The 26,013-nt window shown below is 41.9% G+C and carries 20 protein-coding genes; 3 read left to right on the plus strand and 17 right to left on the minus strand.

What is annotated here, in order from left to right:
• Positions 1-34: 34 nt before the first annotated feature.
• From argJ to T515_RS00705, 5 genes are all read right to left on the minus strand, one after another.
• Positions 35-1,264, minus strand: a complete 1,230-nt coding sequence (gene argJ / locus T515_RS00685) for a bifunctional glutamate N-acetyltransferase/amino-acid acetyltransferase ArgJ (protein ID WP_036606655.1) — start codon at positions 1,262-1,264, stop codon at positions 35-37.
• Between the two features lie 339 nt (positions 1,265-1,603).
• The gene (locus T515_RS00690; RefSeq protein ID WP_036606425.1) at positions 1,604-2,866 is read right to left on the minus strand and encodes an argininosuccinate synthase; all 1,263 of its coding nucleotides are present in this window, start codon (positions 2,864-2,866) and stop codon (positions 1,604-1,606) included.
• A 518-nt stretch (positions 2,867-3,384) separates the two neighbouring features.
• Entirely contained in the window at positions 3,385-4,716 is a 1,332-nt protein-coding gene (argH, locus tag T515_RS00695) for an argininosuccinate lyase (protein WP_036606427.1), read from the minus strand.
• A gap of 160 nt (positions 4,717-4,876) precedes the next feature.
• Entirely contained in the window at positions 4,877-7,546 is a 2,670-nt protein-coding gene (locus tag T515_RS00700) for a YfhO family protein (protein ID WP_051671286.1), read from the minus strand.
• A 20-nt stretch (positions 7,547-7,566) separates the two neighbouring features.
• On the minus strand, positions 7,567-7,986 hold the full coding sequence (locus T515_RS00705) for a GtrA family protein (protein WP_036606432.1): 420 nt from the start codon (positions 7,984-7,986) through the stop codon (positions 7,567-7,569).
• A 282-nt stretch (positions 7,987-8,268) separates the two neighbouring features.
• Here T515_RS00705 and T515_RS00710 point away from each other — a divergent pair, with 282 nt between their 5' ends.
• Positions 8,269-8,778: a CarD family transcriptional regulator gene (locus T515_RS00710; protein ID WP_036606434.1), complete on the plus strand. Its 510-nt coding sequence runs from the start codon at positions 8,269-8,271 to the stop codon at positions 8,776-8,778.
• A 234-nt stretch (positions 8,779-9,012) separates the two neighbouring features.
• On the opposite strand, the gene rlmH is transcribed toward T515_RS00710, so the two are convergent.
• The 5 genes from rlmH to T515_RS00735 form a co-directional block, all read right to left on the minus strand.
• Positions 9,013-9,492: a 23S rRNA (pseudouridine(1915)-N(3))-methyltransferase RlmH gene (rlmH, locus tag T515_RS00715; protein WP_036606436.1), complete on the minus strand. Its 480-nt coding sequence runs from the start codon at positions 9,490-9,492 to the stop codon at positions 9,013-9,015.
• Positions 9,493-9,666: 174 nt separating this feature from the next.
• On the minus strand, positions 9,667-12,306 hold the full coding sequence (locus T515_RS00720) for a valine--tRNA ligase (RefSeq protein ID WP_036606438.1): 2,640 nt from the start codon (positions 12,304-12,306) through the stop codon (positions 9,667-9,669).
• A 28-nt stretch (positions 12,307-12,334) separates the two neighbouring features.
• Entirely contained in the window at positions 12,335-13,126 is a 792-nt protein-coding gene (locus tag T515_RS16210) for a hypothetical protein (RefSeq protein WP_155988217.1), read from the minus strand.
• Positions 13,127-13,141: 15 nt separating this feature from the next.
• Complete coding sequence (locus T515_RS00730; RefSeq protein WP_036606440.1) at positions 13,142-14,359, minus strand: DUF5716 family protein; 1,218 nt, start codon at positions 14,357-14,359, stop codon at positions 13,142-13,144.
• Positions 14,360-14,363: 4 nt separating this feature from the next.
• Positions 14,364-17,048: a DUF5717 family protein gene (locus T515_RS00735; RefSeq protein ID WP_036606442.1), complete on the minus strand. Its 2,685-nt coding sequence runs from the start codon at positions 17,046-17,048 to the stop codon at positions 14,364-14,366.
• 179 nt (positions 17,049-17,227) lie between these two features.
• Here T515_RS00735 and T515_RS00740 point away from each other — a divergent pair, with 179 nt between their 5' ends.
• Entirely contained in the window at positions 17,228-17,746 is a 519-nt protein-coding gene (locus T515_RS00740) for a DUF4364 family protein (protein ID WP_036606443.1), read from the plus strand.
• Positions 17,747-17,871: 125 nt separating this feature from the next.
• On the opposite strand, the gene T515_RS00745 is transcribed toward T515_RS00740, so the two are convergent.
• The 6 genes from T515_RS00745 to T515_RS00770 form a co-directional block, all read right to left on the minus strand.
• Positions 17,872-19,230, minus strand: a complete 1,359-nt coding sequence (locus T515_RS00745; protein WP_051671288.1) for an aminotransferase — start codon at positions 19,228-19,230, stop codon at positions 17,872-17,874.
• A 198-nt stretch (positions 19,231-19,428) separates the two neighbouring features.
• Positions 19,429-20,058: a tetratricopeptide repeat protein gene (locus T515_RS00750; protein ID WP_051671289.1), complete on the minus strand. Its 630-nt coding sequence runs from the start codon at positions 20,056-20,058 to the stop codon at positions 19,429-19,431.
• 91 nt (positions 20,059-20,149) lie between these two features.
• Positions 20,150-20,587, minus strand: a complete 438-nt coding sequence (locus tag T515_RS00755; RefSeq protein WP_036606445.1) for a dUTP diphosphatase — start codon at positions 20,585-20,587, stop codon at positions 20,150-20,152.
• A complete protein-coding gene (scpB, locus tag T515_RS00760; RefSeq protein WP_242839298.1) occupies positions 20,571-21,368 on the minus strand; it encodes an SMC-Scp complex subunit ScpB in 798 nt (265 codons plus the stop codon). Before scpB ends, T515_RS00755 begins: the two co-directional genes overlap by 17 nt.
• A 3-nt stretch (positions 21,369-21,371) precedes the next feature.
• Positions 21,372-22,172 (minus strand): segregation and condensation protein A, encoded by an 801-nt coding sequence (locus tag T515_RS00765; RefSeq protein ID WP_036606447.1) that lies wholly within the window; start codon positions 22,170-22,172, stop codon positions 21,372-21,374.
• 4 nt (positions 22,173-22,176) lie between these two features.
• Entirely contained in the window at positions 22,177-23,064 is an 888-nt protein-coding gene (locus tag T515_RS00770; protein WP_197026376.1) for a metallophosphoesterase, read from the minus strand.
• Positions 23,065-23,387: 323 nt separating this feature from the next.
• On the opposite strand from T515_RS00770, the gene T515_RS00775 reads away from it, so the two are divergent.
• On the plus strand, positions 23,388-23,642 hold the full coding sequence (locus tag T515_RS00775; protein ID WP_081832598.1) for a helix-turn-helix domain-containing protein: 255 nt from the start codon (positions 23,388-23,390) through the stop codon (positions 23,640-23,642).
• 202 nt (positions 23,643-23,844) lie between these two features.
• Here T515_RS00775 and ftsH read toward each other — a convergent pair whose 3' ends face one another.
• A complete protein-coding gene (gene ftsH / locus T515_RS00780; RefSeq protein ID WP_081832599.1) occupies positions 23,845-26,001 on the minus strand; it encodes an ATP-dependent zinc metalloprotease FtsH in 2,157 nt (718 codons plus the stop codon).
• Between the last annotated feature and the right edge of the window lie 12 nt (positions 26,002-26,013).

The following is a 26,013-nucleotide window of genomic DNA, read 5'->3' on the forward strand; positions in this document are numbered from 1 at the left end:
ATAAAAAACACTCCCCGCTATTCACTTATCCGTATCAGGTACGGTATTCTGCGTTAATGTCTACATATTCATGAGTCAGGTCACAGCCCCATGCCGTTGCCGTTTCTGATCCTTCATTCATTTCTATAAGAGCCGTAACTTCCTGATAAGAAAGAATCTCCAAAGCGAAATCCTCATCGAAATCAAGCGGTACTCCCTGCTTATAGAGGGCAATCTTTCCTATATCATTAACAAAATAAAGGTCCACCTTCTCAGGATCAAATTCCGCACCGGAGTAACCCATGGCACAGAGTATACGTCCCCAGTTTGCGTCCTTTCCGTAAATCGCAGCCTTGGTAAGTGTGGAGGATACAACAGCCCTTGCAAGAGTTCTTGCCTCTTCCTTGCTCTTTGCTCCGACAACCTTTGCTGTGAAAAGATGGGATGCACCTTCTCCGTCTGCAGCCATACGGGTGGCAAGTGTACTGTTCACCTGGTGAAGAGCTTCGCAGAATGTCTTGAAATCCTCATTTTCTTCGGTTATCTCTTCATTACCCGCTGTTCCATTGGAAAGAATAACACAGGTGTCGTTTGTGGAAGTGTCACCATCAACGGATATCATATTGTAGGTATCTGTGATGTCGGCACTGAGAGCTTTCTGAAGCAATTCTTTTGAGATCGCCACATCGGTGGTCAGGAAGCAGAGCATGGTACACATACGAGGGTGGATCATGCCTGAACCCTTTGTCATTCCTCCCAAATGAACCTTCTTTCCGGAAAGCTCAAACTCAACTGCGAACTCCTTGTTCACAGTATCAGTGGTCATAATGGCTTTACTTGCAAGAGTTGCATTCTCTTCTCCGTCTGAAAGCTTCAGCACCATCTCCGAAATCGCATCCTGCATCTTTTCTACAGGAAGCTGCATTCCTATGACACCTGTGGAAGCAACAAGTACCGAATCTTCTGAAATTTCATTTCCAAACTGGTAGGCTACACTTCTTGCAAGCTGAAGACAGGCATCCAAGCCCTCCTTGCCTGTGCAGGCATTCGCGATTCCCGAGTTTACAACTACCGCATGTACATCATTACCTGAAGCAACAATTTTTTTATCCCACTGGACAGGAGCGGCCTTAACCACATTTGAAGTAAAGGTTCCTGCAACTTTACATGGCTCCTTGGAGAAAAGAAGGGCCATGTCCTCACGACCTTTTTTCCTGATTCCTGCAGCTGCGGATGCTGCCATAAATCCTGAAGCGGCACATACACCGCCATTAACTGAAATCATTCCCATAACTCACCCTCTATATATTACTGACAATTCAATATCTTAAAATCTACTTTAACACATTTCCTCAGGGAATATTAACATTAATTATTATTCATAAATTCACTGCATCAATATGCAAAAATTCTATGAAAATGTATAACTAAACATCTGTGTATACTCATAAAGTCTATCTTCCGCTTTGTGAAGGCACGCCCGGTTAAAGACTTATGACACTTATATCATAATATGAATTCAGCTCTCCGGTTTACCGCGCCGAAGAGCCTCCTTCTATGAGCAAGCTTTTTCATGATGCTGCAGTAAGCCGCTTCATGAAAAAGATCTTACCGGTTTAAATGATCACTTGTTGTTCTCAAGATTTTTCACTTCAAGCATCTTCATGGCACGTACCTTCTCCGGAAGTCCGAACAGGGTGATGAAACCGGATGCATCATGATGATCGTAAAGATCACCTGTAGTGAAAGAAGCGAGAGATTCATTGTACAGTGAGTATGGTGATGTTGTTCCGGCCTTGATTACATTGCCCTTATAGAGCTTCATCTTAGTCACACCTGTAACATACTGCTGAGTTGACTTAACGAAAGCCTGAAGAGCTTCGCAGAGCGGATCGAACCACTTTCCTTCGTAAACCACCTGTGAGAACTTTGTATCTACCATCTGCTTGAATTCCATGGTCTGACGGTCAAGTATGAGTTCCTCAATCTGCTTATGTGCCTCCATAAGGATGGTAAGTCCCGGAGTCTCATAAACGCCTCTGCTCTTCATACCTACTACACGGTTCTCAACTATATCGATGATACCGATTCCGTTCTCTCCTCCAAGCTTGTTCAGCTCGATGATGATTTCCTTTACGCTCATTTTCTTTCCGTTGAGTTCTACAGGGATACCCTTTTCCCACTTGATCTCCACTGCTGTCTCCTTGTCAGGTGCCTTCTCGGGAGAGTTTGAAAGTACAAGCATATGATCATAGTTAGGCTCCTGTGAAGGATCCTCAAGCTCTAATCCCTCATGGGAAATATGAACGATGTTACGGTCACGGCTGTAAGAGTTGTCAGCAGAGAATGTAAGAGGAATTCCCTTTGACTTAATATAATTAAACTCATCTTCACGGGACTGGAAGGTCCAGATATCTGTCATACGCCAAGGAGCGATGATATCGAGATCAGGTGCCAGTGCCTTGATGGAAAGCTCGAAACGTATCTGATCATTTCCCTTTCCTGTTGCACCGTGGCAGATAGCCTTTGCCCCTTCCTTACGGGCGATCTCAACCAGCTTCTTCGCAATAGCCGGTCTTGCCATGGAAGTTCCCAGAAGATATTTATTTTCGTAAGTTGCATCCGCCTGAAGGCAAGGTACAACATAATTATCACAGAAATCATCGGTAATGTCTTCGATGTAGAGCTTTGAAGCTCCGGAAAGCTTTGCTCTCTCAGCAAGTCCGTCAAGTTCGTTTCCCTGTCCTACATCAACACAGCAGCAGATTACCTCATAGCCGAAGGTCTCTTTGAGCCATGGTACGATAGCTGTTGTATCAAGTCCGCCTGAATATGCGAGTACGACTTTCTCGCCCTGTGTGTTGTTCTTAGGTGTAAGATTGCTCATAATTACTCTCCTTTTCAAAAACTCTTTTTTCATACTGCGAAAGTACCGATCAAGATCTGAAGTGTGGTAAGTACTTCATACTTTCTGCATCAGTTCTTTAAACCGATGCTGTATGAAAGTTTTATCTGATGTTTGGATAATACGCTCTATCGAATAAAAATGCAAGCTTTTTCTGTATAAAAATGCATATTTAGTCATTTTAGTTTGCATAAACTATCACATAATGCATTTTTGGGGTATATTTATACATACGCTCCGGTGATATCTGTTATAACCCGGCTAACGCAGAATCTCCCATGTTCTTTTGTGCAAGCACAACGCCCATGGATGCACTTGACGGCTTTATCAACCGCGCAGGGTAAACCCTGCGCGATTCCGCGTTGGCCGTCAAATGTACCCATGGTCTTTTGTGCAAGCACAACGCCCATGGGTACACTTGACGGCTTTATCGCGAAAAAAAACGGGACAGCAAAGCTGTCCCGCAGAAAATCTTATTCTATTTCACCACGACAGGAACGTTAAAGCATCTCTCCCGGTGCACCCTTTGTCTTACGGTTTCTGACACAGGTGTCAAGGGAAATAGCCTCATATATGTCTTCGTCTATCTTGTCACATATCTCACGATATTCCTGAACTGTAAGGTCATCCAATGCGCACTTTTTCTTTTCACAGAGAAGTACAAGCTCTCCGACTATGCCATGGGCTGTACGGAATGGAACACCCTTACGTACAAGATAGTCGGCAACATCTGTAGCATTGGTAAATCCCCGCTTTGCCGAATCTTCCATACGAGGCTTGTTCCATGTCATGGTACTGAGCATACCGTTCATGAGTATAACCGAATTTGTCACTGTATCCATGGCATCAAAAGCCATCTCCTTGTCCTCCTGCATATCCTTGTTATACGCAAGGGGAAGTCCCTTCATAGTCACCATAAGACTCTGGAGAGCTCCGTAAACACGTCCTGTCTTGCCGCGGATAAGCTCTGCTATATCCGGATTCTTCTTCTGGGGCATGATACTTGAGCCTGTGGAATATGCATCCGAGATTCTGACAAACTGATACTCATTGGAATTCCAGATTATTATCTCCTCGCTGAGACGGCTCAGGTGCATCTGTATGGTGGAAAGATCAAATAAATACTCAAGAAGATAGTCTCTGTCCGAAACCGAATCCATGGAATTGTCTGTCGGCTTTCTGAACAAAAGCTCCTTTGCGGTAAAATCTCTGTCCAGAGGATATGTGGTTCCAGCAAATGCTCCCGCTCCTAAAGGACATTCATTGAGACGGTCTCTTGTGTCACTGAGACGTCCGAGATCTCTCAGGAACATCTCCTTATAAGCCCCCATATGATGGGCAAGAGTAGTTGGCTGAGCCTTCTGAAGATGAGTAAATCCCGGCATGAAGGTATCTTTGTTCTCATTAATGATCTTTTCAAAAGTATCTACCAGCTTTTGAAGTTCTTTCATCATGCCGTCGATGTTATCTCTTGTATACATCTTCATATCGAGAGCAACCTGATCATTACGGCTTCTTCCCGTGTGGAGACGCTTTCCGGCCTCTCCTATACGCTGTGTAAGTTCAGCTTCTATGAAGCTGTGAATATCCTCTGCATCACCGCCTATCAGAAGCTTTCCTTCCTCGATATCCCGGAGAATGCCCTGAAGCCCGTTTACGATTTCTTCCGAATCCTCCATAGAAATGATTCCCTGTTTTCCCAGCATCTTTGCATGGGCTACAGAACCGTTTATGTCCTGCCTGTACATACGCTTATCAAAGCTGAGGGATTCATTAAATGCCTCTGTTAATGCATCCTCCGCTTCTGTAAATCTGCCGCCCCAAAGCTTCATACAAAACCCTCCAAATTATTATTCATGGCAGGATATAATCAAATCTCCTGCTCTGCCCTTAGTTATCCTATATATTACCGGTATTTTACTGCAATAAAAACCCAGTCTATAGATAACCATACTACAGACCGGGTCCAATGTTAAATAATAAAAATGAATATCAGAGATTCTCTATTTCATCAACTGCGTCTATTTCTTCTATCTCTTCATTTTCTTCTATCTCTTCTATTACTCCTGTTTCTTCCAATTCATCCTCATCATACTCCTCATATCTCACCGGCAGGATTCTTTCGATACAGCCGTAACGTCCTGTGAAGAAATTTATGATGATAAGAGACAAAAGACTAAGGAAGCTGATAAGAAGACCAGCCTTAAGCCCCCGTGGAAAATACTTCATCTCCACAGTATGGGTTCCGGGTTCCAGTTTAACTCCTATAAAGGTATCCTTCACCTTATAAAGCTCTGCCTTTTCACCGTCAACGTACATTGACCAGCCTTCATCATAAGGAATGGAAGTCATCATGATGCCTCCTTCCTTTGTGGTGATATTCCCTGACAAAAAGGTATCCTTCCATGTGGTAAGATTCCAGGATTCATCATTAAGCTTTTCATAGACTCCGGCCAAAGAGGAATAGTCGAAGTAATATATATCCGCATCCATAGCCTGCTCATTGGTTTCATTTACAAGAGTTACCTTCTCTCCCGCTTCAAGATAACCGATTTCGATAAAGAACCCTCTGTCAACATTATTTGTCTTCTTACTTCTGTAACCATAATCAACATTCACTTCCTTTATGGAGGAGTTGTTGACATAGGCATAGTACTCTCCGGATATTCCGGCAGTAAATATATACTTCTTGCCTTCAAATGTTCCCAGCATATTTTTCAGGACCGGTTCTGCCCCCAATGCTTCACACAGGCTGTTTTGTGCAAGGGCCGGTGTTCCCATATCGGTTTCCCAGTTTCTGAGCTCCTGCTCCGAGAACATATATCCCAGAGGAAGACTATATCTGTTCCGGAACAAAGAAGTGTTTCCGGACTCCGAAACAAATTCAAGGGCTGTTTCGGCAGAGGCTGCAGGTTCCTGGGAATAGATACCGTATTTTACTCCAAAAAGCATATTCATAAGCGGAGTGGAGCCTGTTATGGAATAGGCATTTGTAGAGGCTTCCATACCCATTTCCCTGAAGAAATCGGAACAGGCAGAATATGCTGTGGAAGAAAACAGGGATACGCTGGGGAAATTCATCCAGGCACCGTCATCCTTGGTTTTTCTGGTCATCTTCTCAAATCTGTAGAAGCTGTCATCTTTCTCACGGACCTCCTTTACCAGATTCCGGACATCAGCATTATCCGCAGTATAAGAGGTTCTTGAAGTTATGGTGACTGAGGTTACCGCCATGTTTATGGTAAGCTCCATAAACACAATGAACAGAAGACATATAGCTCCAAACTCACGATTGAGCTTTTTCACCCTGTCAGCATACATGAATAAAAAGTATATAAGCAGGAAAAGCATGGTTACATAGAAGGCATACCATTTTATGGCGTCATCTGTTACCAGCTTTTGAGCCAGTATGATAAATCCCATTGCGGCTGCAAGAGAAACACCCACCTGCTTTACAGACGCCTCATTTCGTTTTATATAGGCTTCATAACACATGCAGAGCTCTATAAAAATGTATATGAAGCTCTGACGACATGGCAGTGAATTCGGATAGTGGAATCCATGCCATATGAAGTTAAGCATATTTATGCTGAAGCTAAGGAAAAAGAAAATAAGAAGCACTCCATTTATGGTCTTTTCCTTCATTCTTATCCTTCTATTCATGAAATATAAGGGCAGAAGAATGAAAATCATGGCTCCGGCATAGATATTGGGCCAGTGATCAAGCCCCTGTTCTGTTTCAACCAAAGGCATCTGACGGGCAAACATATCTATGATCGTGAAATACTGCTGTACTACATGAGGGAAATTTATATCACCTGAAGCAGTAAGCTGTAAAGCAAATATCTCCGGAAGAAGTGTCACAGCGGCAAGTCCGCCTGCAATAAGTGAGTATACACCGAATCTCAGAGCTCTCACCATGAGACACTCAAATCCGTATGCGCCATTATCCTCGTAATAGTCCTCGGAAATACCTGTTTCGTGAGGATTCACCACAATCTTTGACGTTCCGTAGCAGACATTGAGACAAATAAAATATACTATCATAAAGATACATATCATTATGGATATATAGTAATTTGAAAGAATGCTGAGCCCCAGAGATATGACGTAGAGCATTCCGCTCTTTCCCTGTACAAGTCTTTCCAGCCCAAGCATAATCAGCGGAAAGAGTATGATGCAGTCCAGCCACATCAGATTCCAGCTGTATGCGGAAATATATCCTGACATGGCATACGCCATTGCAAAAAATGCGCAGCCAAAGGATTTTAAAGGAAAATGATGTCTCAGATAGTAACACATGGAAACTCCGCATAGACCGATCTTCAGAACTATGGAATATGTCATGAATTCCAGTATCAGTCCTTTTGGACACAGTATCATGAGCCAGTTAAGCGGACTTGCAAGATAGTATGCATAGAGTGCAGTAAAGTTAATGCCGAGACCTACATCCCATGTATAGAGAAGTGAACCGGCATTCTGCAGCTTATGATTGAATTCAGATGAAAAGGGAGCATACTGATGGTACATATCCGTACGCAGAAAGGTTTCTGTTCCGAAAGGATAGATTCCTCTGAAAACAAAAATCAAAAGCATCCCCAGAACAGGAAACATAAATGAAACAAGATAGCTTTTATGTCTTTTCAAATATCTTAAAAACATCAGGAACAACTCCTTATTTTTTATTTTTTGTTAAACACCAGGTACTTGCTGAGAAAATAGTTGGCAACGGTGATAATTACCTGAACCATTAATTTTGCGACTTTGTCATTCATATGAAGAAGACTTACACTGATGAACATTATACCCATATCCATGAGCAGGGTACCGAGTCTTGCAGCATAAAATTTCCCCGCTTCAGCCATAAGTGCATCACTGCTGCTCTCGAATACAAATCTTCTGTTTGTAAAAAATGCAAATGTAACTGCCGCCACCCATGAAATGATGTTTGCAATCTGCAATTGTACAGGCGCTTCAGGGTCAAGGAAGGTTAATACGCAAATATAATAAACACTGAGACTTACCAATGTTGTAAGTCCCCCCACGATCAGATAATTCACTATTTCTTTATAACTGAAATACAGCTCTTTAATCTTCTGCATTTGATGTTCTCCAAATTGATTTTTTGACACAATTTCAATTGACAATCACGCTAAAGTATAGCTTACAGCTGTTGCCATATCAAGAAATCATATAAATTTTACCGCGTAATTGTGCAATATTGACTTTGAAAGTTTTTCAAAAAAATGTAAAATATATAATATATGAATTTGGAGTTTAATTGTCAAGATAATATATTCTTTATTTTATTACAAAAATTTCACAATTAGATTTAAATTCCTGTTTCATTTCCATGTTTTGCTACAATTTAAAAAGGAGGTATTATGTTTCACAATGGTGATTATGTAGTTTACGGATGTAAAGGCATACACAAAATCATCGACACAACAATTCTTAATCTTGATGGCGTATCAAAAGACAAAGAGTATTATGTGATGCAGCCATACGACAAACCCTCAGGTTCTGTTTATGCACCTGTGGATTCAACAAAAATCAATATGAGAAAAGTGATGTCAAAGGATGAAGCAAAGGCTTTTATCAAAACAGTTCCGGGTATCGGAGTGCTTGACATCAAGAACAACAAACAGCGGGAGGATGCATACAAAGAGTGCATCAAGAGCTGTAGTCCCGATGAACTCATGAGAGTCATCAAAACATTGCATCTTCGCAAGGAAGAGCGCAGCAGTCAGGGCAAAAAGCTTACACTTACAGACACACATTATATGCAGCAGGCAGAGGGGATCCTTTACGACGAGTTATCTCTCGTTCTGGATATGCCGAAGGATGATGTTCCTGATTACATTTCTGACGTAGTACATAAATCAGTTGTATAGATATATAATTATCTTTTCTGTATTTTATCTATTATCTGTCACTATCGGGTGAGGCCGGAGACGGCACTTCACAATTGATTTAAAAAATCTGGTAGAGTATTTTTTACTTTACATATAACTTCTGAGTATAGACTAACTTGAATGTTATTAGTATGAATATAGATAGCTGAAGGGCTGCCGCAGATTTTTGGTTTCGTTCATTATGAAACAGGAAATCTGCAGCAGCCCTTTTTATCACTTGTGATAGGGTTCATTGTTATTTATTTTAAACGCCCTGTAGATCTGCTCAAGAAGTATGACTCTCATAAGCTGATGAGGGAAGGTCATCTTGCTGAAGCTAAGTTTATAGTTGGCTCTTTTAAGAACATCAGGAGAAAGTCCCAGTGATCCTCCGATCACAAATGTTATATCCGAAGTTCCGCGAACCATAAGGTCAGAAATCTTTCCTGCCAGCTGTTCAGAGCTTAGCATTTCCCCCTCTATGGCAAGAACAACAACAAAAGACCTGTCGCTTATCTTTTGCAGTATCCTCTCACCTTCCGTTTCCTTTATCTTTTCTTCAACCGACAGAGGTGCACGATCGGGAGTTTTTTCATCCTGTACCTCAATAATATTTATGTCGCAGAAAGCCCCCAGTCTTTTACTGTATTCCGCTATAGCGTCTCTCAGATATTTCTCTTTGATTTTTCCTACTGTTACAAGTGTTACTTTCATAATCAACTTCCATTCTTTCCTGCACGGGGTAAATCCGGGAGGGATCCATTCCGGCTGCTGTCTTACCCGTTTATAAAGTTTGATGGTTCACTTTCAATCTTATATATGAAAATCAGCCGACAGATACCTGCCGACTGATTAATTTCACTAAATATACGGAACTTTCAGGAGACGTCAGTTAAGTGTCTGAAGACGTTCTTCAACCTGCTTAAGCATCTGCATATTACGCTCAAGCTTCTCACGTTCCTCCTGAACCTTGGCAGCAGGAGCCTTGGAGATAAATCTCTCGTTATTAAGCATACCGTTTGAACGCTTTATCTCAGCTTCCCACTTCTCCTTCTCCTTCAGGAGTCTCTCCTTCTCCTTCTCGATATCAACGAGATCCGCAAAAGGAATGTAGATGGTGGCATCAGGAATGGCAACGGATACTGCATCATCAGCTATGCCTGACTTATCCTCCTGAATCACTACGTCTGAAGCACTTGCAAGGGTGGCAAAGAATACCTTACTGTGCTCAAAGGTCTTTCTTACTCTGTCATTTGTTGTAACAACGAAGTTCTGAGCCTTTCTTGAAGGAGCAACGTTCATTTCCGTACGAACATTTCTGATGGCACGTACTGCTTCCTTGATAGCTTCGATCTCAGACTCATCCTCTGAGAAATTGAAATCCTCTTTATATACAGGCCACTCCTGCTTCATGAGAGGTGACTGTGAATCTGTAAGAGTATCAAAAATCTCTTCTGTGATGAACGGACAGAACGGGTGAAGCAGCTTAAGAGATGTAGTAAGTACATACTTAAGTGTCCAGAGAGCTGCGCTCTTGGTCTCATCCTTCTCATCCCAAAGTCTCGGCTTAACCATCTCTATGTACCAGTCACAGAACTCCTCCCAGATAAAGTTCTGAACCTTATCAAGAGCTATACCAAGGTCAAATGCCTCCATATTACGTGTAACATCCTGAATAAGATTGTTTACCTTGCTGAGGATCCAACGGTCAGCCATGGTTATATTGGATGGCATATCAGCAGGAACCGAAGCCTTATCAAGGTTCATCATGATGAATCTTGAAGCATTCCATACCTTGTTCATGAAGTTACGTGAAGCTTCTACTCTTGACCAGTAGAAACGCATGTCATTTCCCGGAGCATTACCTGTAAGAAGTGTCATACGGAGTGCATCGGCACCATAAGTCCTGATTACCTCAAGTGGATCGATACCGTTTCCGAGAGACTTACTCATCTTACGTCCCTGATCATCTCTTACGAGACCATGGATAAGAACCTTTCCGAAAGGAACCTTTCCCGTCTGCTCTATGCCTGAGAATACCATACGTACTACCCAGAAGAAAATGATATCGTATCCTGTTACAAGGACATTTGTAGGATAGAAATACTTATACTCAGGAGTCTCCTCAGGCCAGCCTAATGTCTCAAACGGCCAAAGGGCACTTGAGAACCATGTATCAAGAGTATCGGGATCCTGAGTAAAATGTGTTCCTCTGCACTTTGGACATACTGTCGGAACCTCTCCGGAAACCACCATTTCTCCACAAGCGTCGCAGTAGTAGGCCGGAATTCTGTGTCCCCACCAAAGCTGTCTTGAGATACACCAGTCCTTGATGTTCTCCAGCCAGTGAAGATATGTCTTTGAATAGTTCTCAGGTACGAACTGAAGATCTCCTGTCTCTATAGCCTTGATAGCAGGCTTTGCCATTTCAGCCATCTTAACAAACCACTGAGGCTTGATCATAGGCTCAACTGTAGTGCCGCATCTGTCATGGGTGCCGACATTATGCTTTGTAGGAACGATCTTAACGAGGAGCCCGAGATCCTTGAGATCCTGAACCATGAGCTTACGGGCCTCATAACGATCCATACCATCGTACTTTGATCCCGGACAATTGATTGTAGCATCATCCGCAAGAATGTTTATCTCAGGAAGGTTATGGCGCTTTCCAACCTCAAAGTCGTTAGGATCATGTGCCGGTGTGATCTTAACCGCACCTGTTCCGAACTCCATATCTGCATGCTCATCCCCTACGATAGGTATCTCTCTGTCTGTAAGAGGAAGCTTAACCATCTTTCCGATGAGATCCTTGTATCTTGGATCCTCAGGATTTACGGCAACGGCTGTATCACCAAGAAGAGTCTCCGGTCTTGTGGTAGCGATCTCTATAAATCTGTCATCCTGTCCTGCGATAGGATACTTGATATGCCAGAAATTGCCATCCTGCTCCTCATGAAGAACCTCTGCATCGGAAAGTGATGTATGACATACAGGACACCAGTTGATGATTCGTGAACCCTTGTAGATATATCCCTTCTTGTAAAGCTTGATAAAGGTAGTCTCAACAGCCTTTGAACATCCCTCATCCATAGTAAAACGAAGTCTGTCCCAATCTGCTGAGGAACCGATCTTGTGGAGCTGATTAACGATTCTTGACTCGTACTCTTCCTTCCACTTCCATGCTTCCTTAAGGAACCCTTCACGACCAAGATCGTGCTTATCGATACCCTGTTCCTTCAGTTTATTTGTAACCTTAACTTCTGTAGCGATAGCTGCATGGTCACAACCCGGCTGCCAGAGAGCCTCGTAACCCTGCATTCTCTTAAAACGGATAAGAGAATCCTGCAGAGTATTGTCAAGTGCGTGTCCCATATGTAACTGACCTGTTACATTTGGAGGAGGCATCATGATGGTAAACGGCTTTTTGTTGGCATTTACCTCTGCATGAAAATAATTCCCCTTCATCCACATTTCATAAATGCGGTCCTCAACTTCTTCCGGATTGTACTGTTTAGCAAGTTCCTTCATAAATGTTGTACCTTTCTATATTTAGTATTCAGATTTTCGCACGGTATTCACGTTTCCATTTCAGGATCATGATTTTTGAATGTTCACGGAATGCGGAACGATTTTTCTGATATATCTCATGTATTTCTCTGACTCTGTCACTTTGCTCGGCGACAGCCTGTACTTCATTATACAGAAGTTCCCAGTTTGCAAGCATATCCACGCCTATATTTTCGATATACTTTTCTATGGTATCGACGGATGGCTCAAGCTTACTTATGAAATACAGCTTTTTCAGGGCTTCATCAGAACCTGTAGCGATAAAAACCTCCTCATAAAGATCGGAAGCTTTCTGATACTGCATTACTGTAACATAAGTTCCGGCAAGTTTCATCTCTACATTGAAATCCGTATTCAAAAAGAATGATTCCTCGTAGGCTTCTATAGCTCTACCGTATTTTCCCATACGTAAGTATGTATCCCCAAGCATATTCAAAAATACATGTCTTTCAATATTTTTGAGTTTCTTGTATTCACTCTCAAAGCGTGATATCTCAGCCTGAGTATAATAGTTGCTTTCCCTGAGTATCATGAGGAGCAGTCTTTCCTGATTGCCGTCATCCCCCGCCATCATGAACTGCTCAAGTCTGGCGGCAAGTATCCCCATGTTAAGCTCATCTCTGAGCCATGCAGTGAGCTTATGATCAACAAATTCCGAAGGAATGATAACGGGATATCTGTAGATCACATAGCTGAGCTCCTGAATCGACCATAGATCAATATCTAATTGTTCATAGTAAAACGGATGTCTCGCACCCTTATTACATAATAGTAAAGCCATGAATTTTTCCTATCGTTATTTTTCCGATAAATCGATTTCTTCTACAATTTCTTTATCCGAGGCAGGGAAAATGTCTCCGAACCCCAGATCCCTGACAGTCACCTTAAGGGTGTCGGCATCTGTGAACTCCGTGGACATACGTATCCTGGTTGTACGTTTGTCTCTCTCAGGAAATGTATCAAGCATCATGCGCAGTCTCAAAGGTCTCTGAGGCTTCGATATGGATGTTACCTGAAAATCAATGTAATCCTGATCATCAAGTATCATCTCATAGCAAGAGCTTGTATCCATCCAGCTTTCACCAGCGCGGACAATGGGAAGAGTCTCCGATTTCTCATTCAGAGTAACCTTGACAGAAACATCTGCTCTTGAGCGTGTATCGCAAAGTATCATGTACTCTTCATTCTTTCCCTCAGCCTTGTTCCTGACACATATCTCGGCACCAATGGCAAACATTCCGGGCTCTATGAGAACTCTTCTTCTCTTGCAGATATAGTTCATGAAATTTGTGGCAAAATTGGTATCCTGAAAACCTCTTCCGGACAGGAATACAGCTGAATATGATTTGTTGTTCATAACTCTGTCCGCCACTGTAGTGAGTATCTTATCTGCAATCTTACCCCCCGAAGTGGTTTTCAGTATATCCAGACTAAATGCCTCATCCTCCGCTTCAGAACCTACCATAACATATCGCTTTGTACCTCTTGAAACATGCATCTCATAGTAGTACAGACACTGATTGTTAAGCTCAAACATGCCCACCATACGGTTAAACAGGCTATTGTCCTGATCAAGAACAAAATGTGCAAAGCTTTCGGTATGACTCATGATGTAGACATTATCCTCTGCCACCCCTGCTTTTATCATAGCTTCCTTAAGCTTACTCACTATATCACGGTTGGGCTTTCTTATGGTAATGGCCACGATGTCATCTTCGGTCTTATTGCTGTCCTTGCCTAAAAGCTCACGAAAATAACGGGCCAGAATATCTATCGCCTTGTATTTAACCCTGGAAATGGTGGCAGTACCGTTTTTTTCAAGAAGACTTAACAGCTTGTCCACGATGACTCCGGAACCTGCAAGAGTTGCCTTGTAGGCATCCTCTCCGATGGTCCATTTGTCCTCTGTTTTGTCCTTGGCGATAACAGTCGGCTGAAACCTCGATACTGTTTTATCATTTATGCAGATGCACGTATAATCATCATTTAGTGAAATTCCAATATAGCGATTCACTTAATTATTGCTCCTTATCTTTTGTTTCGATCAACTCTTTGGTAAAAAGCTCATCGATAACCGACTCATTTTTCACATAGCGAAGCATGACTTCGCGAAGCTCCCTGTCGTTGTCCAGACCAAGCAGGTCGGACATCTCATTCAGGATATCAAAGGTATCTCCCTTATGGCGCACACATTTATCAGCCTTGATGGTGCCGCTATCCGCTACATCTTCTCCTCTTGTTTCATCAAAGATCTGGTATTCCGCCTTCTCTCTGGAGAAAAGAGTAATGGGCCGAACATAAATGTTCTGGTAGACTCTGCTGATCTCTTCTTCCTCAAAATCCTGTTCATCCGGAAGTATCCTCATCTGGAGTGTAGGTCTTACATACTTATCCCCATGATACTCTATATAGTATTTATCCATTACCCAATCCGGGATACGAATTACATCACTCAATGTTCTTGTATACTTGAACACCAGCTTCTTCTGAATAAGAAAATCGATAACATCCTGTAAGACCATCTTTTCTTCACCGGTCAGTTTCTTGTTCTCTGCCATATGCCTTGACATGGCAAGAAGATATATCATAGGTACTCTTTCTTTTATCCTCTCATCCCTGACGATTCCATAAATGTCTTCAAAAACATCATCTGATATCTTCTGTCCATGGATGAAATAATCTATAGCACGCTTTGTGATATATGCCCGTATCAGGACATTCTGTGTATTAGGCTGTTTTCTGTATATATGATATACATCGTCAAGACCATCTTCAGCCCAGCAGAAAAGCATCTGAGCCAGAAGTCTTTCTGTCATGTCTTCAGTATCGGCCTTGGTTTTTATTCCCTGACGGAGTATAGCGATCATATCAGCGGAAATTCCGTTGTACTCCTTAAGAAGGTAATTCAGGATATCCTTATCGCTTGTACCCATCTTAAAGATCTTACGGGCAAGCAGCATGACATCCTTTGAATGTGAGACTTTCTCATCATTAATAAGAAAACGTCCAAGCTTTTCAAGATACTGACGCTTTATTCCGGAATCTTCAGTCTGAAGCAAAAGCTCGTAGGCATCCTCAAAAAGATTGAGTTTTATATATGTCCTGATAAGAATATCTCTGTCCTCATCATTATGACTTGTGATATCAATGTTTCTTAAGAACGTGATATCTGAATCATCAATAAGCCTGTCTGAATCTTTTGTAAAGGATTCATGATATATAAGTGCCGCATGCTCAAGATATGAACGATAAGGTCTTGAAATGTCCATATCAGCCGCCACCTGTTCTATAAGTCTGAGCTGATCTATGGTCCTGATACCCTTCTCTGCGATCTTTTTGGCCCTGACAAGCTTAAGCATGGCATGCTCAGGCAATATCTCAAAGCACTTCCTTTCAAGATCCTCCTTGTGCATGATACGGGTCAGACTATGTTCTACATCGATATATCTGTTACCGTAATCATCCTGGAAAAGAAGTTCACTGTTGTCAAAGAATACAGGAACATAGGCGGATCCGTCCTTTAACTGATAGACCTCTTCTCTGTTGAGCTCTCTGTACTTGATCACAACATAACTCATTCTTTGATCAGTTGTGGTCACCCTGCATGAACGAAGTATAGCCGGAAGAACCGAAGCTATCCTTTCATCGATCATATCAGAAAGGATCATCCTGTCATAAATTACACTGAGTCGTTTGTTAAAAGCCGATTTAAGCAGTTTGTCTATGGCGAAGCTCTGTATCTTATGCTCATACCTCTGATAAACGTCATCCGACTCCGAAAAATTCATGAGAATATTGTAGTAAAGCGGAAGCTTCATATTATCTTCCATAGTGCTTTCATAATCAAAGTACAGATAGACTTCCCTGGGGAGTCTGCCGCTCCATCCCTTAGGCATGGCAAACATATAATACTCATAAAGACGGGTAATATTGGAGCCCATTTCTATGGCTCTCTGATAAATATCAAATGCCATCTTATCTGTAGCGCCTTCTCTTATACAAATTCCGGCGGCCTTTTCTATAAGCGGTTTGTCATCTACCTCCAGGGCAAAAACATCCTGAAGCTTTGATGAATCCTCATGCTCCGATGATTCAGCTCTGCACTCACAGGCTTCTGAATTCACTGAAGCTCTGTTTTCCTGATTTATTGCAGAAAGAAACTGCTCTAATGCGATCTTTCTGTCGTGTCCGCTTTTCAATCCCTGGTATATGGTATAAAGCCTTGAATCATGCATGAATCCGGCTTCTTTAAAATCATCGTAATCAAAAACACGCACAGCAAAATCAGGGTCTTCTTTACAGAAAGCAGCAAAATCTTCCGCTGTATGAAGCCCCGAAATAATTTCATTGGATTTATATGATGAACGGACATCAAAAGAATAGGTCACCTTTACCTCGCCTCCGTTCGATACGATATAAAGCTGGCCTTCGATCTTGTCACCATCTTTCATCTTACGTGTATCTACTACACATCTGATGAGAGAACGTATGCCTCCAAAAGCATCCTTCTGTACAGTGACATGTGGATTATCAGAATATATAAGTCCCTTTAACAGTATTCCGTTTTCTGAATATATAATGAGTTCAAATTTTGCAAGCTCACCGATATCAACAGTACCCTTGAATGATGTATCACTCAATTTGAGAACCGGTCTGTCAAGCTCAACTATCCCCCGTGCAAGTTTATTTATGCGTTCTTTCATTCTATATGTTCTCCTGGAAAATCTCCATGAAAGTATATATTAACACAGAAAAAGACCTTGTTAAAGTAAATTTCAAGGTTTGGCGCTATTTCACTAAGCTTATGCGGTTATGAACATTGAAATACAGCTGTTTTCTTGATATCATAATCAGACAATATATTAACAAAGGAAATATAAGTATGATAACAGAACCACTTACATTATACAAACTAATGATTCTTTATTTATTAAAGACCGTAAATTACCCTTTAACAAATAATCAACTGAGCGGTTTTTTTCTGGATTACGAATATACTACATATTTTACTCTTCAACAAGCCATCTCGGATCTGGACGATGCGGGGCTTATCAAAACGCATCCAAGCAAAAAGTCCACAAGATATGAAATCACCCAGGAAGGATCCAATACCATTGAGCTTTTCGGCAACGATATCTCTTCCGGCGCAGTGGAAGATATGAACAGGTTCCTGAAGGAAAACAAGATGAAGCTACGTCAGGAGTCTTCGAACTACACAGATTATTACGAGACTGAAACCGGCGATTACATCGTTCATGCCGAGGTAAGGGAAGAAAACAATATTCTTTATGCCCTTGATATCAATGTTCCGGACAAGGATTCCGCAGAGCGCATGTGTGCCAAATGGGGAGAAAAAAATCAGGAGATTTATGCATTCGTTGTGAAAAATCTTCTCAGCTGAGCTTTTCAATTTTTAAGCTATAAAAAAAGTGTTTCCGCTGTGGAAACACTTTTTTTATTACTTATTCCTTCTTTATATCCGGCGTATATCATTCCGTTTAATAAAGCCTAAAGGAAAAGTCAAAATCACTTATCTGATGCCGCCTCAGCGATTACTTCTTCCGGCTTCTCGGCATCGAGTTTCCTGATATCCTCTCCTGTCTTTGAAGAAAGGAGCTTTTCTGCAGAAACCAGCTTTACACAAAGTGTGAAAAGATTTGCTGCTGTCTTCAGATCATCAAGAGGAGGATATGTAGGAGCGATACGTATGTTTGTATCTTCAGGATCCTTATGATAAGGGAAGGTAGCTCCGGCATCCGTAAGCTTTACTCCTGCTTTCTTGCAATGATCCACTACAGACTTTGCGCATCCCGGAATAGTATCGAAGCTGATAAAGTATCCTCCGTTTGGCTTTGTCCACTCTCCGATTCCCAGGCCTTCAAGATTCTTAGCAAAAACATTTTCAACCATCTCAAACTTAGGTCTGATGATTTCCGCATGCTTACGCATGTGCTCAACCATACCGTGGATGTCACCGAAGAAACGAACATGTCGAAGCTGATTTACCTTGTCATATCCGATGGTCTGATGCTTCATCTGACTTCTGATATCATCAAGGTTGTTGGATGATGTTGCAAGTGCGGCGATTCCGGAACCCGGGAAAGTAATCTTTGATGTGGAAGCAAACTTATATACCATATCAGGATTACCGGCGCGCTTACACTCTGCAAGAATCTCGATAAGATAATCCTGATTCTTGTCATACAGATGGTGAATACCGTAAGCATTGTCCCAATAAATACGGAAGTCCTTGGCAGCAGGCTGAAGTCTTGCAAAACGGCGGACAGTTTCATCATTATAGCTGTATCCCTGAGGATTTGAATACTTCGGAACACACCAGATTCCCTTTATAGTTTCATCTTCCTTTACAAGCTTCTCAACCATGTCCATATCCGGACCTGTGGGAGTCATGGGAACATTGATCATCTCTATACCGAAATATTCAGTGATACCGAAATGTCTGTCATATCCGGGTACAGGGCAGAGCCACTTAACCTTATCAAGCTTGCTCCATGGAGTATTGCCCATTACACCGTGTGTCATGGATCTTGAGATGGAGTCATACATTACGTTCAATGATGAATTACCGTAAATAATGATATTGTCCGGATTGTTTTCCATCATATCCGAAAGAAGCACCTTTGCCTCATCGATACCTCCCAGAACGCCGTAATTTCTACAATCGGTTCCGTCTTCACAGTACATATCGGCTCCACTTGTAAGAGCATCCATAAGACCCATGCTGAGATCAAGCTGCTCCTTGCATGGCTTACCACGGCTCATGTCAAGACTCATCTCCATAGCCTGATATCTTGCGTACTCTTTCTTAAGTTCCACAAGCTCCTTTTGAAGCTCTTCTTTTGTCATCTGTGTGTAAGCTTTCATCAGTGGCCTCCTGCCAAAAATATATTTTTGCCGCCGAGATCGAAAAAGTTCAGGTTTTCAGGAACTGTTTTGATCCGTAAAAAGAATGATCGTTAAATTTCAAACTTTTACATCCGAGTATAATCAAAAAGCCCGATGCATGCAAGCATCGGGCATCAAAAAAAAGCTTTTTCGGCTATATCAGATATAACAGGGAGATCATCCGGATATCATGGCTTCATTTTTCTCCAGGGCAGATACTCTTGTGGAAAGAAACTTTTCTTCTCTCTGTGCATCCTCATCATCAGGATACTGATTTAGGTAGGCCTTTATTTCATTATAAGCCTCTTCCCACTGAGCGGTTTTCTCATAATAAACCACCTTGTCATACTGTAAATCCCTGTCATTCCTGATACCCAGAGCTTCCGCTCCATCAATTTTTTCTTTGGCGGTATCGGTATCACCTGCATCCAGTGCCTCAGAAGCCTCCTTTACCATCCTTTTGGCATCAAGCTGTGCCTGAAATTTGATGTACTCATCTTTATCTCCATTCACTTCTCTGAGAGTTTTGAGTGACTTTTCGGCAGCTTCCAGGTCTCCGCTCATGTATTCAGCCTCTGCTCTGTACATCAGTATGTCAAACTGAAGCTCACCTACTTTTCCGTCACTTAACTCCATAGCCTCATTAAAGGTTTCAACCGCCTTTTCATACTTGGCCTTCTGAAGCTCTTCTATACCCTGAAGTCTCAGTTCATCAACCTTTTTCGAAGAACATGCCGTAAGAAGCAGCATGAGTCCAAGCATCATACCTATGGAAATACGTTTTATGATAATGCTATATTCTGACATTTTATCAATAATCCCCAACTTTATATATCAATCACTTTTGGACTTTAAAGTCCCTGCTTTATATATTCCCCTTGAAAAACGTCACCTGATTTTAATTCTTGCCTGTCGAACCAAATCCACCTCTGTCTTCGTTTCCGAGAGATTCAACCTCATCAAATACGATATGAGGCTGGTGCTCAATGATCCTGAACTGGCAGATACGGTCATTCACATGAAGCTCCGTATCTCTTGTGGCGAAAACCGGCATACGGATTATGTCATTGTCACCGCAGTATGTTTCATCAATAACTCCGAGAGAGTTAGTCTGTATAAGTCCGAAATTCTTGAATGTTGAACTTCTTGGGGCAAGAAGCATCTCATATCCGTCGGGAACCTGAAGTGATATGCCCATGCTGATTAGCTTAAAATCCCCTTTTCTGAGGCTGACATTTTCAGCAACTCTAAGATCGATCCAGTCACTCTTTCCTGCAATATACTCAAGCTTTTCGATTTCCTGTGAATGATACTTTATCTTAATTGTCTTCTCCATAATTCTCCTTATTATCTTCCTCTTCTAAAGATTCTTCTTTTGCTTCCGGAGCGGTAACTTCTTCCTGTGTCAATGTTTCTTCATCTGCTTCCTCATCCGAATCATCAGGCTGAGCCGCCCCCATGATGTCAACCACCTCATCATTGACTTCCTTCTTTATTTCTTCCTCCATCTCAGGATTAAGATTCGGAAGATTATCAAGAGAGCTTATGCCGAATCTTCTCAGGAACTCCTCAGTAGTGGCAAACAGTGCAGGTCTTCCCGGAGCATTGAGACGTCCCACCTCATAGGCAAGGCCATACTCAACCAGCTTATTGACAGCATGATCCGATGAAACACCTCTGACCCTTTCAATTTCAGCCTTGGTAACAGGCTGTTTATACGCGATTATGGCAAGAGTCTCCATGATAATATCTGTAAGCACAGGTTTCTTGGGATGCTTGGCCACTCTTATAAGAGCATCAAAACACTCGGGATTTGTTGCCATCTGATAGTGATTGGCAACCATCTGTATGATGATTCCGCCCTTTCGCTCTTCATATTTCTTCATAAGTCTTTCAATAGCCTTTTTTGCAGGTCTTTCGCCGCAGTCAAGGGCTGTCTTTATCTCTTCCAGACTTACGGAATTTCCCTTTGTATATAAAAGAGCTTCTACTATATTTTCCTCTTGGGTAAGCTCATCATTGAACTCTCTGTCGATTTCCATGGCAAGCTTTTTCTCTATGGAATCAAGCTCCGGATCCTCATCGATAGGTAATCTCAATTGTTCATTTTTACTCATTGATTACAAGTCCTCCAGATTTGTAAGATCAAGATCTTCATCCGACTGATTGGGATCCAGTACCTCGGTTATATCCATATCACCGAAGGGGGTTTCCTGAACCAAGGTGATACGTCCCATCTTCATAAGCTCAAGAATGGCAAGAAAACTTACCACCACATCCATCTTATCCTTTTTCTTTCGTATCATATGACGGAAAGAAAACTTATGGTGTCCTCTGACATATTTAAGTACATCACGTATACGTCCCTCAAGAGAAATCTTTTCCTTCTTGATGACACCGAACTTTGAACGTACCTTATCGATAGAATCTTCCTTACGTCTCATTACATCTTCAAAAACAGTCTTGAGACTTTCGAGGGTCACCTTTTTCAAAAGATCATCAAGATCTATAGGCGGTACATACTTTTCAACCTCCTTTGGAATGGTAGGTCCTTTATAGTAGTATCGGTCTGCATCATCCTCCCTTTCCTGAAGGATCTGTCCCATAAGCTTATATTTTCTGTATTCGAGAAGTCTCGCCACAAGTTCTGCTCTCGGGTCTACTTCCTCACCGGTCTCTTCATCAACCTCTCTCGGAAGAAGCATCCTTGATTTTATTTCAAGAAGGGTTGCGGCCATAACAAGGAAATCCGAAACTATATCCAGATTTTCCTCTTCCATATGGCTGACATAATCCAGATACTCTGCAGTGATCTGAACTATGGGAATATCAAATATATCGATCTTATCCCTCTCGATAAGATGCAGTAAAAGGTCAAGGGGACCTTCAAATTTATCAAGTTTATATGTGATTTCAGGCATATTACTATTCCCCGGGTTTAAGTGTTATCAGACTGATCTCCGGTCTGTTATTGATTCTGATGTTTACTGAATGGGTCCCAAGTCCGCGGTTGGCTATAAGTGTCCCGTTTTTATATTTATGCTCTCCGGCACTTTCTTTGACAAAAAACTGATACTGTGGTGTCATCAGGGCTCCTAAATACGGAATATATACAGTTCCTCCGTGATAGTGACCCGAAAGAACCAGATCCGCACCATATTCAATTACATTTTTATAATGCATAGGCGTGTGGATCATCACAATATGGAACTTATCCCCGTCAGGTGTGCCTGCCATTCCTGTAATCTGACTTTCAGTCAATTCTTCACCCTTTCTAAGAAAAAGCGGAGTGTAATATCTCATAGGGAGTGAAATACCGGTTATATCAAAATCCTCAAAAGAAACAGAGCTGTTATCAAGCACACAAACCTTTAGAAGTGCACTCTTCAGCTCTTCTGCACGATCTTTTGAAATGTCCTGTATATATTTATCATATTTTACAGTGTCTTTGCAATCATCGAAACCCGCTTTCTGAAACAGACGCTGTTCGTGATTACCATAGGAAAAATATATTTTATACTTTTTTTCCAGCTTTTCAAGAAGCTTTATACTGACCTTGACTGAGTCTCTGTCCTTATATTTTCTGTTTTCATGGACCTTATGTGACCTTATGAGATCACCGCCTATAAGTATAAAATCAGGATTAAGTTCATCTATTTTTTTTATCAGTTCCTCATTATCTTTTCCGAATTCTTTTTCATGAAGATCCGATATAAATACAAATTTATGCTCTGATTTCAGTCTTGGAGATGAAATAATATACTTATAAACTTTCAGTTTACTTCTTTCCCATTCAGATATAATTATAGTCACACTGACACATAACAGTGTTAAAATTATAAAAATCTTTGCCATAGAAAACATAATATGTATCCCCTTATAATAGCCATCATGCATCAAAATTTATAATTATTCAAAGCAGTTAATTGACAGACAGGTGAGCCGGGAGAGCCTGTTATCAATTACCGGTCATCCTAAGCACTGCTTAGGCAACCGCAAAACGTAAGGCGATGCAAAAGGATTTGCAGCCTCCAAGTGATGCATGTGCAGCAATAGAATATTGATTATATATTAATCAATATCAAAACCCCAAAGTTTTATCATAAAACTTGTCCAATAGTTAAAAGGAAGTAATTATGGATCTCAATTTATTCGAACCGGCATCTTATGACGACATAATATCTTATGCACCATTCTGGCGTACTCTGAAAAAGAAGAAACTATCTCAATACGATCTGATCACCAAAATGGATATCTCTTCCAGTTTGATCCAAAAACTGAGGACAGATAAACCCATCACATTAAAATCCATCGCCATGTTATGTTTAAAGCTGGGAATAGCACCTACAGATGTCTTTATGTTCTGCATTGACAGAGATAAACCTAACTAATTATATCATAACGACCAATACAGCGTTTGACGGTCTTATCACGGTAATCTCCCATCAAAGATGGTCGATTTCGCGTTGCCCGTCAAGTCCTGCATTGGTCTTTTATGCAAGCATAACGCCCAATGCAGCGTTTGACGGTCTTATCACGAAAAATGTCGGGTGCATTTCGCTCCCGACACTCTTATATCCTTTTCAGGACTGTTTATATTTCTTTCTGACCCTCTGAATTCTCATTCAGCTCTGCCTGCTCAGTAACTTCCTGAGCTGCATACATGGCTCTCACTTCTTCAAATGGTGTCTTACCGCCTTCTGCAGAAGCTTCGGTTGTCGCTGAAGTTTCATCAGCATTTGCCATTTCCGAAGATCCCGATACTGCATCTTCTCCTGTCACTGACGGGGCTGTTTCGGAATCTGCCGCATACTTCTCAGGATGAAGCTTTCTGTCTTCCTCCTTCTGAACGTCATGAAGAATGTGAAGGAATTCTTTACCGGTTATGGTTTCTCTCTCGATAAGATACTCGGCTATGCGGTCAAGTGCAAATCTGTTTTTGCTGAGGATATCCTTAGCTTCTTCGTAGCACTCCTTAAGTATGCGCATAACTTCGATATCAACCTGAGTGGCAGTATCATCTCCACAATTCATAACAGAACGTCCTGTATTGAGATACAGAGATTCCTGAGTGGCAAGTCCCATAAGTCCGAACTTTTCTGTCATACCGTACTGGGTAACCATGGCTCTGGCAAGTTTAGTTGCCTTTTCTATATCATTGGATGCACCTGTTGTAACTGTATCAAATACAATCTCCTCAGCTGCTCTTCCGCCGAGATATCCCACAAGCATGGCATGAAGCTCAGCCTTTGTGTTGAGATACTTCTCTTCTTCCGGAACCTGCATTACATAACCGAGAGCTCCCATGGTTCTCGGAACAATGGTTATCTTCTGAACAGGCTCGGCATCCTTCTGGATAGCTGATACAAGGGCATGTCCAACCTCATGATAGGAAACTATACGTCTCTCTTCCTGTGAAAGGATACGATCCTTCTTTTCCTTACCTACCAGTACAACTTCAACCGCTTCAAAAAGATCTGCCTGGGATACTTTCTTGCGTCCATGCTTGACAGCTGTGATAGCAGCTTCATTCATCATGTTTGCAAGATCAGCTCCTACTGCGCCGGAGGTGGCAAGGGCGATTTCATTAAAATCAACTGTCTCATCCAGCTGGACATCCTTTGCATGAACCTTCAGGATGTTTACACGTCCTTTAAGATCAGGCTTTTCAACCACGATACGTCTGTCAAAACGTCCCGGTCTCAGGAGGGCAGGATCGAGAATCTCAGGTCTGTTGGTGGCACCCATGACCATGATTCCCTTTGAGGCATCGAAACCATCCATCTCTGAAAGAAGCTGGTTAAGTGTCTGCTCACGCTCATCATTTCCGCCGTAACGTGTATCTCTTGTTTTACCTATGGCATCGATCTCATCTATAAATATAATACAGGGAGCGGACTGTGTGGCATTCTTAAAAAGGTCTCTTACACGACTGGCACCTACACCGACGAACATCTCCACGAAATCGGAACCCGAAAGGCTGTAGAAAGGAACCTGAGCCTCTCCGGCAACAGCCTTGGCAAGAAGAGTCTTACCTGTTCCGGGAGGTCCCACAAGAAGGGCACCCTTCGGAAGCTTGGCGCCGATGGCAGTATACTTTGTCGGATTATGGAGAAAGTCTACGATCTCCACCAGGGATTCCTTGGCCTCGTCCTCACCTGCCACATCCTTGAAGGTAACTCCTGTTTCCTTCTGCATATACATCTTGGCAGTTGACTTACCAACCCCCATGATACCGCCGCCACCGTTACCCATACGGCGCATGGTCATATTCATAATGATAAAGATAAGTACGAAAGGAATAACTATGCTTATCATGGCTTCCATGATATATCCCGAATTATCCGGCTTCGACTTATATATATCAATGTTATGACGCAGCATACGGTCCACAAGATTCTCAGCATCAGCATTGATAGGAACAACAAAATATCTGATGTTCATCTGATTCAGGTACTGGCTGTACTGATCCATGTTGGGAGCGTCGCCAATACTAGATTTATCAACTGTCGCCTTCGGATAGATAGTAATATCCGAATCTCTCCACTCTACTCTGGAAATCTGATTTCCATCAATCATGGAAATAAATTCCGTATAGCTTACCTCCTGTGTCACACCGGATACGAAAAATCCTCTTATCAATGTGTATACAAAGAAAGTAATAACCGCCGCTATGATCAAAATGATAAATGTCTGGCTAGAATGATTAAATCTCTTCCCGTCATTACCTTTGCTGTTATTATTATCCATTTAATTCTCCAT

The sequence above is a fragment of the Oribacterium sp. P6A1 genome (assembly GCF_000702885.1).
Classification (GTDB): domain Bacteria; phylum Bacillota; class Clostridia; order Lachnospirales; family Lachnospiraceae; genus Oribacterium.

Bases quoted from the DNA above. Each gene is read 5' to 3' on its own strand.
- argJ (WP_036606655.1), bottom strand. From the start codon at position 1,264: ATGATTTCAGTTAATGGCGGTGTATGTGCCGCTTCAGGATTTATGGCA.
- T515_RS00690 (WP_036606425.1), bottom strand. From the start codon at position 2,866: ATGAGCAATCTTACACCTAAGAACAACACACAGGGCGAGAAAGTCGTA.
- argH (WP_036606427.1), bottom strand. From the start codon at position 4,716: ATGAAGCTTTGGGGCGGCAGATTTACAGAAGCGGAGGATGCATTAACA.
- T515_RS00700 (WP_051671286.1), bottom strand. From the start codon at position 7,546: ATGTTTTTAAGATATTTGAAAAGACATAAAAGCTATCTTGTTTCATTT.
- T515_RS00705 (WP_036606432.1), bottom strand. From the start codon at position 7,986: ATGCAGAAGATTAAAGAGCTGTATTTCAGTTATAAAGAAATAGTGAAT.
- T515_RS00710 (WP_036606434.1), top strand. From the start codon at position 8,269: ATGTTTCACAATGGTGATTATGTAGTTTACGGATGTAAAGGCATACAC.
- rlmH (WP_036606436.1), bottom strand. From the start codon at position 9,492: ATGAAAGTAACACTTGTAACAGTAGGAAAAATCAAAGAGAAATATCTG.
- T515_RS00720 (WP_036606438.1), bottom strand. From the start codon at position 12,306: ATGAAGGAACTTGCTAAACAGTACAATCCGGAAGAAGTTGAGGACCGC.
- T515_RS16210 (WP_155988217.1), bottom strand. From the start codon at position 13,126: ATGGCTTTACTATTATGTAATAAGGGTGCGAGACATCCGTTTTACTAT.
- T515_RS00735 (WP_036606442.1), bottom strand. From the start codon at position 17,048: ATGAAAGAACGCATAAATAAACTTGCACGGGGGATAGTTGAGCTTGAC.
- T515_RS00740 (WP_036606443.1), top strand. From the start codon at position 17,228: ATGATAACAGAACCACTTACATTATACAAACTAATGATTCTTTATTTA.
- T515_RS00745 (WP_051671288.1), bottom strand. From the start codon at position 19,230: ATGAAAGCTTACACACAGATGACAAAAGAAGAGCTTCAAAAGGAGCTT.
- T515_RS00750 (WP_051671289.1), bottom strand. From the start codon at position 20,058: ATGTCAGAATATAGCATTATCATAAAACGTATTTCCATAGGTATGATG.
- T515_RS00755 (WP_036606445.1), bottom strand. From the start codon at position 20,587: ATGGAGAAGACAATTAAGATAAAGTATCATTCACAGGAAATCGAAAAG.
- scpB (WP_242839298.1), bottom strand. From the start codon at position 21,368: ATGAGTAAAAATGAACAATTGAGATTACCTATCGATGAGGATCCGGAG.
- T515_RS00765 (WP_036606447.1), bottom strand. From the start codon at position 22,172: ATGCCTGAAATCACATATAAACTTGATAAATTTGAAGGTCCCCTTGAC.
- T515_RS00775 (WP_081832598.1), top strand. From the start codon at position 23,388: ATGGATCTCAATTTATTCGAACCGGCATCTTATGACGACATAATATCT.
- ftsH (WP_081832599.1), bottom strand. From the start codon at position 26,001: ATGGATAATAATAACAGCAAAGGTAATGACGGGAAGAGATTTAATCAT.